Source organism: Paenibacillus sp. FSL R5-0345, assembly GCF_000758585.1.
Lineage (GTDB): Bacteria > Bacillota > Bacilli > Paenibacillales > Paenibacillaceae > Paenibacillus_AQ.
On the sequence record NZ_CP009281.1, the window covers coordinates 2167148 to 2181227 of the forward strand.

The 14080-nt window shown below is 44.8% G+C and carries 12 protein-coding genes; 10 read left to right on the forward strand and 2 right to left on the reverse strand.

Going from position 1 to position 14080, the window contains the following annotated elements:
- Positions 1-56 precede the first annotated feature (56 nt).
- Both R50345_RS09365 and R50345_RS09370 read left to right on the forward strand, forming a co-directional pair.
- Entirely contained in the window at positions 57-485 is a 429-nt protein-coding gene (locus tag R50345_RS09365) for a hypothetical protein (protein WP_042125989.1), read from the forward strand.
- Positions 486-694: 209 nt separating this feature from the next.
- A complete protein-coding gene (locus R50345_RS09370) occupies positions 695-1564 on the forward strand; it encodes an SDR family oxidoreductase (RefSeq protein WP_042125991.1) in 870 nt (289 codons plus the stop codon).
- Between the two features lie 98 nt (positions 1565-1662).
- On the opposite strand, the gene R50345_RS09375 is transcribed toward R50345_RS09370, so the two are convergent.
- Positions 1663-2807, reverse strand: a protein-coding gene (locus R50345_RS09375) for an IS3 family transposase (RefSeq protein ID WP_156114702.1) whose coding sequence is annotated in 2 segments (ribosomal slippage) — positions 1663-2519 and positions 2519-2807 — 1146 coding nt in all. Because the reading frame shifts where the segments join, the coding sequence is not laid out codon by codon here.
- 135 nt (positions 2808-2942) lie between these two features.
- Positions 2943-3548, reverse strand: a complete 606-nt coding sequence (gene yfbR / locus R50345_RS09385; protein WP_156114765.1) for a 5'-deoxynucleotidase — start codon at positions 3546-3548, stop codon at positions 2943-2945.
- Between the two features lie 102 nt (positions 3549-3650).
- Between yfbR and R50345_RS09390 the strand changes: the two genes are divergently transcribed.
- From R50345_RS09390 to mutM, 8 genes are all read left to right on the forward strand, one after another.
- A complete protein-coding gene (locus R50345_RS09390; RefSeq protein ID WP_042132013.1) occupies positions 3651-5213 on the forward strand; it encodes a fumarate hydratase in 1563 nt (520 codons plus the stop codon).
- A 76-nt stretch (positions 5214-5289) separates the two neighbouring features.
- Positions 5290-5676, forward strand: coding sequence for a VOC family protein (locus R50345_RS09395; RefSeq protein ID WP_042125994.1), 387 nt, complete (start codon positions 5290-5292; stop codon positions 5674-5676).
- A gap of 180 nt (positions 5677-5856) precedes the next feature.
- On the forward strand, positions 5857-7653 hold the full coding sequence (gene pnpS, locus R50345_RS09400; RefSeq protein WP_042125996.1) for a two-component system histidine kinase PnpS: 1797 nt from the start codon (positions 5857-5859) through the stop codon (positions 7651-7653).
- A 108-nt stretch (positions 7654-7761) separates the two neighbouring features.
- A complete protein-coding gene (locus R50345_RS09405) occupies positions 7762-8490 on the forward strand; it encodes a response regulator transcription factor (RefSeq protein ID WP_042125998.1) in 729 nt (242 codons plus the stop codon).
- Between the two features lie 199 nt (positions 8491-8689).
- Positions 8690-9445, forward strand: coding sequence for a phosphate ABC transporter ATP-binding protein PstB (gene pstB / locus R50345_RS09410; protein ID WP_042126000.1), 756 nt, complete (start codon positions 8690-8692; stop codon positions 9443-9445).
- Between the two features lie 73 nt (positions 9446-9518).
- Positions 9519-10178, forward strand: coding sequence for a phosphate signaling complex protein PhoU (gene phoU / locus R50345_RS09415; RefSeq protein ID WP_042126002.1), 660 nt, complete (start codon positions 9519-9521; stop codon positions 10176-10178).
- Between the two features lie 236 nt (positions 10179-10414).
- Entirely contained in the window at positions 10415-13084 is a 2670-nt protein-coding gene (gene polA, locus R50345_RS09420; protein ID WP_042126004.1) for a DNA polymerase I, read from the forward strand.
- 52 nt (positions 13085-13136) lie between these two features.
- On the forward strand, positions 13137-13973 hold the full coding sequence (gene mutM, locus R50345_RS09425) for a DNA-formamidopyrimidine glycosylase (RefSeq protein WP_042126006.1): 837 nt from the start codon (positions 13137-13139) through the stop codon (positions 13971-13973).
- Positions 13974-14080: the final 107 nt, after the last annotated feature.

Here is a 14080-nt window from a genome sequence, read left to right on the forward strand (position 1 = left end):
ATTATGGGTATAATAAGATGTAACTATTATCACAGTTAAATTGGAGGAGATATGATATGGATTGGAACGTTTTGTTTTTCTTACATATGATAGGGACGCTGGCACTAGGATTTTACCTTGTATTGCCTTTCATCATCGGTCGTGCTGAAAAATTGTCACCTGCAGCAAAAGAAGGTACGTTAAGTGCAGTTACTGGATTTAACCGCTTTGCACAGTACGGTTTAGTGATTCAACTACTTACAGGTGGTTACATGATGACCAAAGGTGATTATTCTGTAGCATGGATGATTATTATTGTTGTATTGCTACTAGCTATGTTTGCACTTGGCGGTATTATGAGCAAGCCACTGCGCCTTGCAGCTGCTGGAATTCGTGAGAACCGCGATGTTAAAGCAGAAACAGGCAAATTGCGTACGCTTAGTGCGCTGCTGTCAGTGTCATTGCTGCTCATGGTATTCTTTATGGTTTTTAACGACATCATTTAATCTGAATCACGATGAGCCCACTCCCGTAATGGAGAGTGGTTTTTTTTGTGTTTAAATGAACTTCAGATTGTTTGATTCTATCTGCAGCGTGGTAAGAACTTATCGAAAAGTGGTTTGAGAAATTGGGCAAGTACGTATAAACATTAATACTTGAGCCATCCTAAGACGATCAGTTAACTATCAATTGCTAACGAGAGGAGATAGGGATTATGTCAAACAATAAGCAAGCTACCAAAACCTTACCCCCGCAAGAGCAGCATCATCAGCCAGGAATTGAAAGCGAAATGAAGCCGTTGCCGAAATATGAGCCGGCTAATTATAAAGCAGCAGGTAAGCTGGAGGGTAAGGCGGCGCTTATCACTGGAGGAGACAGTGGAATCGGACGGGCTGTTGCTGTTCTTTTTGCTAAAGAAGGCGCTGATGTAGTGATTTCATATCTGAATGAGCACTCTGATGCAGAGGAAACGAAACGTCAGGTGGAGCAGGAAGGTCGCAAATGTATTCTAATTCCCGGAGATATTGGTGTGGAATCCTTCTGTAAGGATCTAATTAAACAGACGGTAGAGGGCCTCGGTAAACTGGATATTCTCATCAATAACGCGGCGGAGCAGCATCCGCAAGCTAAGATTGAAGATATTACTTCCGAGCAGCTAGAGCGTACATTCCGAACGAACATATTTGCGATGTTTTATTTGACCAAAGCGGCTATGCCTCATCTAAAAGCAGGATCTGCTATCATCAATACGACATCGATTACCGCTTATCGCGGTAGCCCACAATTGCTGGACTATTCTTCAACAAAAGGAGCGATTCTGAGCTTCACACGTTCCTTATCTACGAATCTGGCGGAGCAAGGCATTCGGGTAAATGGTGTTGCTCCGGGTCCAATTTGGACACCGCTTATCCCGTCTACCTTTGATGCGAAGCAGGTTAGCGAGTTCGGGGGTACACAGCCTATGAAGCGTCCGGGACAGCCAGAGGAGCTGGCTCCGGCATATGTATACCTAGCCTCCGATGATTCTAGCTATGTGACTGGACAGGTTATTCATGTAAATGGTGGCGAGGTTGTAAACGGGTAGAGGCTACAGCTTAACTAAGATCTATATATAAAAAGCTCTAATTCAGGATTAGGGACTGACCCCCGTTTGTGAGACAGGGATCAAAACACCTTACAAGTTTAAGTAGCCAGTCGCCGGAAATCCATCGGTGACTGGTTATTTAGTTTCGCTTGAATTCGAATTGAGTTATAGTAAATGATGTAGTCTCGAATGGTCTTTACAACGATTGCAGTCGTTGTAGATGTGAGATCTTCGAGGTAGAACGTTTCAGACTTTAGAGTGGAATGAAACGATTCAATGGGGGCATTATCAGCGGGCGTTCCTTTACGGGACATGCTCATGGTAATGCCTTTTCCTTTTACAGCTTCCTGGTACGCAAAGGACGTATACACGCTGCCCTGGTCGCTATGCAACAACATCTTTTTCTGCTTTGGAAGTTGATTTAATGTATCCAACACCAAAGAGGTATCTTGTTTATCTGCTATACTGTAAGCCACAATCTCACCATTGTACAAGTCTAGAATGCTGGAGAAGTACAACATCTTCCCGCCAAATGGCAAATAGGTAATGTCCGTGACGAGTTTTTGCAGAGGTGCTTCTGCATGAAACTGTCGCTTGAGCAGATTTTCAAAGGAGTGTACAGATTGCCCAGTCACCTTTCGTTTTTTCATCCTCACGCGGCACTGAAGCCCCTCACACTGCATGATCCGCTGGACTCGCTTATGATTTATACTCTGCTCTATCCGAAGGAGCGCCGTGATTTTTCGGTACCCATAGCGGAATTTATGACGGATGCAAAGCTCCCGGATTTTCTCCACCAGTTTGTCTGTATGCTTTGTCCCCACAGCTGCTTTCCAGCGGTAGTAAGTCGTTCTTGCGATTCCGAGCCATCTACAAGCCTCAGACACCGTCACTTCGTTTCGAATGGATTCAATCCAGGCAATAACGGCCTCTGGTTCCACCTCCTCTCCAACTCCTCGTACTTTTTTAGCAGATCTAATTGTTGTTTTAAGAATCGGTTCTCTGCCTTTACTTTTTCGAGTTCCGAAGAGTCCTCCGGACCTTTGCCATAGCTGTACTGTTTACCCACCGGCTGCTCCAAACGATGTCGTTCACCATTTCGATTCCATCTCATCCATGTCTTTAGCTGTGTCTTATTCCGTATTCCGAGCTGCTCCATAACCTCTTTCACAGGTACTCCTGCTAATCTCATTTCTATAGCTTTCATCTTTATTTCCACGGGATAACTTACTCTGGTTGCCAATGCAAAAACACCTCCAAGATGATCTCCTTATCTTACGACAAGGTTCCATTCTCTTGAAGGTGTTTTGATTTGTCTCATGTTATGGGGTCAGTCCCATTAGCTGAACTAGAGCTTTTTTTGTATTGATCTTGGGGTTTAGTTTCCGGCAGAGAGCTCATCCAGCGACATTTCAAAGCTCGGTGCCATATGAGTCAGGAAGTAATCTACTTCCTGTAGTCCGAGCCCGCGCAGCTTCGCGGCTGTTTGCTCTTTCGCCGCTGCAAATTCACGGTTGCCCGCAGCAACCTCCCACACACATTTCAAGTAGGCATCCAGCCGATCGGCTGCCTTAACGTAGCTATGCAGCAGGACGTCCTCCGAATCGGGAGTACTATCTTCTGGCTGCATCAGTTGCTTGTAAATGCCCTGAAGCTCGGAAGGAATCATACCGGTTAAGCGTTCCGAAGCAACTCTTTCCATTTCGCGGAAGCTAGTAAGTAGACGAGGGTTATTGTATTTCACTGGCGTGGCAATGTCACCAGTGAACACTTCGCTGGCATCATGAAACAGGGCCATAGTTGCTGCTCTTTCAGCATTTAATGAACGCCCATAATGAACATTACCAATGGAACAGAGCATATGTGTGAGCAGGGCAACATGAAAAGAATGCTCAGCAACGTTCTCCGGTGCGGTGCTTCGCATTAGGCTCCAACGCTGAATATATTGAAGCCGATATAAATAGGCGGAAAAATGGTAGTTCAATTTTAAAGTAACCCCTTTCATGCGGTGCTAGGTATGATATTATTATATTAATTGTATCAGACTTTAGATAATCTGGATCTGCTGAGAGGAGCTTGAATGAATATGCAGCATTTTGAAGACAGCGTTTATAATCTAATTGTAGAAACGTCCACGAACTTGCCGGGTGATGTACGCCGGGCGGTCGCCAAGGGACGCGCGCTAGAGGACAGAGCTACCCGGTCAGGTCTTGCTTTAACTACGATTGCTCAAAATATCGGAATGGCTGAGGCACAAGTGTCTCCGATCTGTCAGGATACGGGGATGCCTACATTTATCATTCACACACCTGTAGGAATCAATCAGATTGAGATGAAAAAAGATATTCATAACGCCATCGTACGGGCGACCAAGAACGGCAAGCTTCGTCCTAATTCCGTAGATTCACTAACAGGTGAGAACAGCGGAGATAATTTGGGGGCAGGAACACCAGTTATTCATTTCGAGCAGTGGGAAGAAGATAAAATAGACGTTAGACTTATTTTAAAAGGTGGAGGCTGTGAGAATAAGAATATCCAGTACAGCCTTCCGGCAGAATTAGAAGGATTGGGCAAAGCAGGTCGTGATCTGGACGGAATCCGCAAATGTATTCTCCATGCCGTTTATCAGGCACAAGGGCAAGGCTGTAGTGCTGGTTTTATTGGCGTTGGGATCGGCGGCGACCGCACGACAGGGTATGAGCTGGCTAAGAAGCAGTTGTTCCGTAAAGTGGAGGATGTTAATCCGATAGAGGATCTCAGTAAACTGGAAGATTACATCATGGAGAATGCCAATAAGCTGGGCATAGGAACAATGGGCTTTGGTGGGGAAGTATCGCTGCTTGGTTGTAAGGTCGGCGTTATGAATCGTCTCCCAGCCAGCTTTTTCGTATCTGTTGCGTATAACTGCTGGGCGTTCCGCCGCCAAGGTGTACTGGTTGATCCATCAACCGGCAATATTGAGGAGTGGCTATATGAGAGCGGAACAGGGATCTCGGTAGAGGATGGAAGGGATCAGGCATCCGAATCAGAAGTCCCAGGTGCAGGAGACAACAATGCAGCTACTGAATCTCGCGAAGTACGTCTGACCACACCGATTAGTGAAGAGGATATCCGGAGTTTACGAGTTGGGGATGTAGTCATTTTATCCGGTGAAATGCATACGGGCCGTGACGCACTTCATAAATATCTAATGGATCATGACGCTCCGGTGGATTTGGACGGTGCCGTGATCTATCACTGTGGTCCTGTAATGATGAAGGACGAGGAAGGCTGGCATGTTAAAGCAGCAGGTCCGACTACTAGTATCCGTGAAGAGCCTTATCAAGGCGATATTATCAAAAAATTTGGAATTCGTGCCGTCATCGGAAAAGGTGGAATGGGTCCAAAAACATTAAAAGCCCTTCAGGAGCATGGGGGCGTATATCTCAATGCAATTGGTGGCGCTGCACAGTATTATGCGGAATGCATCAAGAAAGTAAATGCGGTTGATTTCATGGAATTTGGTATTCCTGAGGCGATGTGGCATTTGGATGTGGAGGGCTTCGCTGCTATAGTAACGATGGATGCCCATGGCAACAGTCTGCACGCAGATGTAGAGAAAGATTCCGCAGCCAAGCTAACCCAGTTCAAAGAGCCTGTGTTTAAATAAGGTGATTTACAGCTCGGTAAATAAGGTATAAAGAGGATGACCTTATTTACCGAGCTTGTCTAAAGGAGGTAGATGAATGGTACCGCATTATATTAGAAATGGTCTTCTGAATGTTACCCCGTATTTTATCGTCGAAGGTGCAGATCGATTGATTGAGTTTGTTGTGAACTGCTTTGATGCTAGAATTAATGATATGCTGCGGAATGATGAAGGAAAGATTAGACATGCCGAGCTGCGAATTGGGGATTCAATCATAGAGGTTTCTGAAGCTAACGAGAAATATTCACCAGTACAGCTCGCGATTCATCTCTATGTAAGAAATGTGGATGAGACCTTTCGTAAGTGCTTGGACGCCGGGGCATCTATCATTGAAGAACCTCTGGACAAGTCTTATGGAGAAAGAGGAGCGGGGATTAGAGATATTCAGGGCAATCAGTGGTTTCTTGCAACCTGCATAGAATGAAAACACGATATTTTACAAAAGTAATACAAAGTAACAGTCCAGAGATGATCAAACTGGGCTGTTATTTTTATATAATCTATTATAGTGGGGATTTGTTTCACGAAAATAGTAGCACTGGTTTTTTGATGAAAATGAAGTTAGGATAAAAGATACAACGATAAAGGGAGAGGCACACTTTAGATGAAACCGTTTCGCGCGCGTCTTACGTTTATACTTATGGCCTTAATCGGCATTTCCATGATTGGCACTGGATTTACGATGGCTCATCTGTTTAAGAGCTCCCATATAGCTGCTCTCGAGGAGAACATGTCCCGGGAAATAAATCTACTCGCTGGTACATTGGAATTTGTAGATATGGACGGCTCTAATGCAATTTCGTATTATACGGAGCAGGCTGAGCATATCGCCAAGCTTCTAGATTCCCGGATTACTTTTATTGGTAAATCAGGTAAAGTTTTAGGGGATTCAGAGAAAAATCCGCTGGAGATGGACAATCACTCTGATCGTGAAGAGGAGATTGTTGCGGCTAAAGAGGGGACTGGGCGAGCCATTCGTTACAGCGAAACTTTGGATCGCGAGATGCTTTATGTAGCTGAGCGGGTAACCTCGGATCAGGGTTTTGACGGATACATTCGGGTCTCGATGGGACTTGATGCAGTAACGGAAGGGCTTAATCGTGCTTGGATGATAATGGCTGGGGGGCTAGTTGTTTTATTCCTGTTAGCAACTATTGTTAGCTATAAAGTGGCATCGAGCATGACTTCACCGCTTGAACAAATTACGAGAGTCGCACGGCGGATAACAGATCTTGATTATGATGCAAGAGTCCACTTGAAGCGCAAAGATGAGGTTGGGCAGCTGGCAACAGCGATTAATGCCATGGCTGACAGTCTTCAGGCTCAGCTTAAGACCATTCGTGATAATGAAGATCTGCTGCAAAGCGTACTGGACAATATGACTGGCGGCATCATAATGATCAATGCGGACGAAGAAATTGCCCTGCTAAACCGGGCTTCGGAGCATATGCTGGATGTTAGCAACAGTGAAATGGCGGGTCATTCGTACAAAGAGCTAAAACGTCATTATGAACTGACTCGTCTGCTTGAAGAAGGAGTATCGAGTAAAGAACCGCTCCATGAAGAACGGAGTATTTACAATCCTAGAGAACGAATTATACGTATGGACGCAGTACCAATGATCCAGGATGGGTCCTACAGAGGGATGCTCTTCCTTCTGCAAGAGGTAACAGAGATACGTCGACTTGAGCGGATGCGGAGTGAATTCGTCGCTAACGTATCCCATGAATTGAAGACGCCGGTTGCTGCTGTTAAAGGTTTTGCCGAGACCTTGCTGGGTGGTGGGGTTAAGGATGAGAAGACAGCCCGTTCCTTTTTGCAAATTATTTATGATGAGAACGAACGTTTAAATCGATTAATAGGAGATATTTTAGAATTATCTAAAATCGAATCAAAACGTGTGCAGCTCGATTGTTCACCTGTTCATATCATTGAATTCTTTGATTCTGTGCTAGGAACCATTAGCAAAGTGGCTGAGAAGAAGAATATTAGTCTTAATGTTGAGGTTCCTGAGGAGCTGTTCATTGAGGCAGACGAGGATAAACTGCGTCAAATTTTCATGAATTTGCTCTCCAATGCGATTAATTACACGCATGAAGGGGGTAGCGTAAAAGTCTATGTTAAGAATATACTGAAGCCAGATGGTTCTGAGAATGTTCAATTTACCGTTACCGATACAGGGATGGGCATTCCCAAAAAGGATCTGCCGCGTATTTTTGAAAGATTTTATCGGGTGGATAAGGCAAGATCTAGAAGCTCCGGCGGAACTGGACTGGGGCTGTCTATTGTGAAGCACTTGGTAGATATGCACCATGGTGTGATTTCGGTAAAAAGTGATTTGGGGATCGGAAGCTCATTTATTATTGAGTTGCCGCTCTTGCAGGAAGAAAAGGTGGATTAGATTTCTGTAAATTCACCTTTCGATTTTACACCAAGTTAACATTATGGTGATATGATTGTTTTGTTGTTGTTTTGTAAAAATCAAACTATATGGAAGACGGGGGAACCTATGGCTCAACGATTGCTTGTCATTGAAGACGAACCGACACTGGCCCGGCTGCTGTCCTATAACTTAACGCAGGAAGGTTACGAGGTGACAGTAGAGGATCATGGTACGGCAGGATATGATCGTGCGACGAGGGAACCTTTTGACTTGATCGTATTAGATCTGATGTTGCCAGGTATGAATGGCATTGACATCCTTGATAAATTGCGTGGACAAGGTATCCGAACACCTATTATTGTGTTGACCGCCAAAAATGCGGAAGAAGATGTAGTTAGAGGGTTGAAATCAGGTGCTGATGATTATATCACCAAACCATTCGGCGTCTCCGAACTACTTGCAAGAGTAAGTGCTGTACTTCGGCGGATTTCTGGACTTGCTGAAGAAGCACCGACAGAAACACCTATCTCTGCTTCTACCATTATTTTAGGTCAATTAGAGATATACCCTGAGAGATATGAAGTCTCCCTCGGTGGGCATAGTATTAACTTGCGGCCTAAAGAGTTCGAAGTACTGTTATATTTGGCGCGTAAGCCAGGAGTTGTGTTGACGAGAGATGATCTCATGAATGCTGTATGGGGCTTTGATTACATTGGTGGACAGCGTACAGTGGACGTACATGTGAGTTCACTCCGTAAAAAGCTTGAGCTAGATCCAGAATCGGTTCATATCGATTCGATTCGGGGCGTAGGCTATAAACTGGTTGTTAATAAAAAGAGAGCTCCGGTCATTTAGGATGACTGGAGTTCTATTTTTTCTATACATTTCATAAATAAGAATAGTTTGGAGTACTAGTTAGCTTCTGGGGAAATACTGTGATGTGAATCCATTCATCTCACTGATTTTACATTGCGTTAACATTTCTCTCCAACTGTATTTACACTAAAAGCTTATCATGGAGATCGAAGATGATGAGAAGGAGACGTAAACACTAATGAAATCCATCATTGACATAGAGAATCTTGATCTCTACTATGAGTCGTTCCACGCACTGAAGAATGTGAATCTGCAAATTCCGGAGAAACAGGTTACCGCTTTTATTGGACCTTCCGGTTGCGGGAAATCTACGTTGCTTCGCACATTGAATCGTATGAATGATATGATTCCTGGCACACGTATAGAAGGAACTGTAAACATCGGTGGCAAAAATATTTATAGTGATGAGGTAGAGGTGGAAAGCCTGCGTAAGCAGGTCGGTATGGTGTTTCAACAGCCGAACCCTTTTCCAAAATCGATTTATGACAACGTAGCTTACGGTCCCCGTCTACACGGTATCCGCTCCAAAAGTGAGCTGGATGAGATCGTAGAAAAAAGCTTGCGTCACTCCGCCCTATGGGAGGAAGTGAAAGATTTTCTGAAGAAATCTGCCCTTAGCTTGTCCGGTGGACAGCAGCAACGGCTGTGTATTGCTAGAGCGCTAGCGGTACAGCCTGATATTTTGCTAATGGATGAGGCAACCTCTGCACTCGACCCTGTATCCACACTCAAGATAGAAGAGCTTGTTCAGGAACTAAGAAATGAGTATACAATTGTTATGGTTACTCATAACATGCATCAGGCGGCACGTGTTTCCGGTCGAACTGTATTTTTCTTAAATGGTGTAATTGTAGAGGCGGCGGACACAGAGGTGCTTTTCTCGAACCCTAAAGATTCCCGCACAGAAGATTATATTTCCGGACGTTTCGGCTGATCAGTAGTAAAAGGGTGCTCGTCCCTGGAAATGGCAAGCTGACCATACGTTAATGAGGAGGATCGCTCTTATTATGATTCGCAGAAAAGAATTTGATAAAGACTTGGAAGAGCTGCGCAGTCTGCTGCAGCAGATGGGTGAGCATGTTAAAGATGCTCTTGAAGGTGCAATTAATGCATTACAAAATCTAGATACAACGCTCGCACAGGAAGTTGTTGAAGCGGATCTACAGTTGAATGCCATGGAAGATAAAATCATGGAAATTGGCTCACGCTTAATTATTACGCAGCAGCCCGTAGCTAAGGATTTGCGCCGCATTATCGTTGCCTTTAAGATTTCAAGCGATTTGGAACGCATGGGTGATCTGGCGCTTGATGTAGCTAAGGCGACCATGCGTCTACAAGGCCAGCAGTTGATTAAGCCGCTTGTAGACATCCCTCGTATGGCTGAAATCGTGACAATTATGATCGATGAGGCAATCCAGTCCTATCTGGATGAGAACACTGATCTGGCTTATAAAATGGCACAGGATGATGATCAGGTCGATCAATTGTATGGTGCGATGATTAATGAGTTGTATTCTTATATGGTAACAAAGCCGGAGACAGTATCCCAAGCTATGTTATTGACGCTGGTAGGCCGTTATATCGAACGGATTGGCGATCATGCTACTAACATTGGTGAAAGTGTAGTTTACTTGGTTACCGGTAGTCGTCCAGATTTGAATGAATAGCTTTGATTCAAAAGATGTTTGTTACTTGTCGTAACTGCGGAGAATGTTTGGACTTTCGGCCGCTGTTGTCTCCAAACCTCTCCTCCATTACTTGCACCATCATATCTTTTGTTAATTTTAGGTAAATTAAGTAGCCGTCCTTATATTAGGACGGCTACTTGTTGTATAGGCGTTTCTACTTAGACAGGCCATATGTTAATATGTAAGGAGTAAGCATGATAAAGGCGAGGTGCACTATGGACAAGTTGATACTTATAGATGGAAATAATATTATTTACCGCGCTTTCTTCGCGATGCCCCCGTTAACGAATACAGCAGGGCAACAGACGAACGCGGTGTACGGTTTCACAACGATGCTGCTCCGTTTAATTGAAGAACATAAGCCGACGCATATGATTGTTGCATTTGATGCAGGGAAAGTCACATTCCGGCATGAAGGTTATGAGGATTATAAAGGCGGTCGGCAAAAGACACCTCCGGAGCTCTCCGAGCAGTTCCCGCTATTGAAAGAATTGCTCACTAATCTAGGGGTACCGCAGTTTGAAATTAGCAATTATGAGGCCGATGATATTATTGGAACCATTTCTCGCCAAGCCGATGAAGCAGGCCGGCAGGTTATGATCGTGTCGGGGGATAAGGATATGCTTCAATTGGCTTCTGAACACACGACCGTTGCGCTAATCCGCAAAGGAGTTACTGAGGTTGAGCTTTATGGACCGGAACAAATTCGTGAGAAATATGACCTAACCCCAGAGCAGATCATAGACCTTAAAGGACTGATGGGCGATGCGAGTGATAACATTCCGGGAGTTCCCGGTGTGGGTGAAAAAACTGCACTCAAGCTGTTGCATCAATTCGGATCGGTTGAAGGTGTATTAGCGGGAACAGGTGAGCTTAAAGGCAAAATGAAAGAAAAGCTGGAAGCTCATGCAGAAGACGCTGTAATGAGTAAGAAACTGGCGACCATCTATCGTGAAGTGCCTCTGGAGCATTCATGGGATGATATGGTCTTTAACGGAATTTCTGCGGATACAGCTGGGCCTGCACTCGCTAAATTGGAGTTCAAATCACTTTTGGAGCGCTTAGATCTAAGTGCCTACACTCCTGTTAATGATGGTGAAGAAGGTGCTGCAGAAGTAGAAGCCGCGACCCTTGATATTACGATCGTGGGTGAAAATGAACTGGAGACGCTGAATGAAGCGCTGCCTAGTATTTCTGCATTACATGTGGAGTCCAATGGGGATAATCCGCATCGTGCTGAGGTAATCGGGGTAGGGTTATCTTCTCTGGAGCGGCATTATTATGTACCGTTTGAATTACTGCAGACACCAGCTGCTGCGAAGCTGCGCGATTGGTTAGGAAATGAAAAGGCTCCGAAGAGCGGCTATGATCTTCATCGTGCAGATTTGGCGCTCCATTGGCAAGGCATTGCTTTTGCAGGTGCGGCTCATGATGTACAGTTGGCGGCTTATTTGCTGGATCCGACGGAAGCAAATCAGAACTTAAATGATCTAGCTACTAAATACGGCTTACCACGCTTATCTCCAGATGAAGAGGTATTCGGAAAAGGCGCTAAATACAAGATTCCTGAGCTTGAAATCTTAGGAAATCACGTCGCACGTAAGAGTGCTGCGGTTCTCGGGATTGCTCAGAAGCAACAACAGGAGCTTGTCGAGACAGCGATGACCGGACTGTTCGAAGATTTGGAGATGCCTTTATCACGTATTCTCGCGGATATGGAGAAACAAGGAATCGCAGTCAACGAAGAGGATCTTAAAGAGCTAGGTAAAGAATTCGAAGCTCAAATTTCTAAGTTGGTCACTGAAATATACGAATTAAGTGGCACGGAGTTCAATTTGAATTCACCAAAGCAACTGGGTGAAATTTTATTCGTTAAGCTAGGTTTGCCTGTTGTTAAGAAGACGAAGACAGGCTATTCCACTGATGCTGAGGTGCTTGAGAAACTAGCGCCTTATCATGACGTGGTACGTTTGATTTTGCAATATCGCACGATTGCGAAGCTCCAGTCTACATACGTAGAAGGACTTCTTAAAGAAATATCTCCGAAAACAGGGAAGGTGCATACCTTCTATCGGCAGACGATTGCGGCTACCGGACGTCTCAGCAGTCAATATCCGAACCTGCAGAACATTCCTATCCGCCTAGAGGAAGGACGCAAAATCCGTAAGGTGTTCGTTCCGTCCGAACCGGGCTGGTCGATCTTGGCAGCGGACTATTCGCAGATCGAACTACGAGTATTGGCACATATCTCTGGTGATGAGCGGATGAAGGAAGCTTTTCTACATGATATGGATATCCATACGAAGACAGCGATGGATGTGTTTGGAGTTACGGCTGATCAGGTTGATAGCAATATGCGCCGTGCTGCTAAAGCCGTTAACTTTGGGATCGTGTATGGAATCAGTGATTATGGTCTGTCGCAGAACTTGAATATTCCCCGTAAAGAAGCCGCTCAATTTATTGAGCAGTATTTTGAGGTATATCAGGGCGTTCGGAGATATATGGACGATATCGTAGTAGAAGCACGGAAACATGGTTATGTAACCACATTACTGGAACGTCGTCGTTACTTGCCTGAGATTAATGCGAAGAACTTTAATCTACGTTCTTTTGCAGAACGTACGGCAATGAATACACCTATCCAAGGAACTGCCGCTGATATTATTAAGCTGGCGATGGTGCATATGGACAAGGCGCTTTATGAGCGCGGGCTAAAGAGCCGTATGCTGCTTCAGGTGCACGATGAGCTTGTATTCGAGGTACCAGAGGATGAAATGGAGCTCATGAAGACGCTTTTGCCGGAAGTGATGGGTGGAGCATTGCAGTTATCTGTACCGCTTAAAGCAGAGGTAAGTTTTGGTAGCAATTGGTACGAAGCGAAATAGGCTCCCTTTAAGGTGTGCATATCAGCTATAATGTAGTTGAGGTGAAGACATCATGCCGGAATTACCGGAAGTAGAGACAGTCAAGAGAACACTGAATGATTTAGTTAATGGAAAGCAGATAGATAGTGTAACCGTCCGGCTGGCTCGGATAATTCAGCGACCGGATGATATTCAGGCTTTTGCCAACCTGCTCGCAGGTCATAGCATTGTTAATGTTGAACGAAGAGGGAAATTTTTGCGCATCGTGCTAGACGGTCTGGTGCTGGTATCTCATTTACGGATGGAGGGCCGTTACGGACTTTTTTCGAAAGATGATCCACTGGACAAGCATACACATGTGATATTCCATTTTACCGACGGCACGGAACTGCGTTATACGGATGTTCGTCAGTTTGGTACGATGCATCTTTTTCAGATTGGTGAAGACCTTCAGCTTCCTCCTCTTAATAAGCTAGGGCAGGAACCGCTGGAGCCGTCCTTTACGCCGGAGAAGTTTAAGCAGATTGTATCAGGCAAAAGCACAAAAATTAAATCGCTGCTGCTGAATCAGGAATATATCGTCGGCATAGGTAATATTTATGTAGATGAGTCGTTACATCGTGCAGGGATTCATCCAGAAGTCAGCGCTAAGGATCTATCGGATGATCAACTCGATCAGCTACATCACGCTATTGTCAGCACGCTGACGGAAGCGGTAAACGCTGGGGGTTCATCTGTAAAATCATATGTGAATGGTCAAGGTGAGAGCGGCACTTATCAACAACAGCTGTTGATTTACGGTCGTAAAGATCAGCCGTGTAATAACTGTGGAACAATGATTGAGAAAACTGTTGTAGGTGGCCGTGGCACGCATTATTGTCCAAGCTGTCAGCGCAAGTCAGAAAACTGAAGATGTAATTAGGTTGGCACCCACTACTTGTCCCGCCCATATACTGTGTGAAGAATGCTTAATAGAGAACGGAAGCTGATTGAAGTGTATTGTTCAGTGTTCCGGTT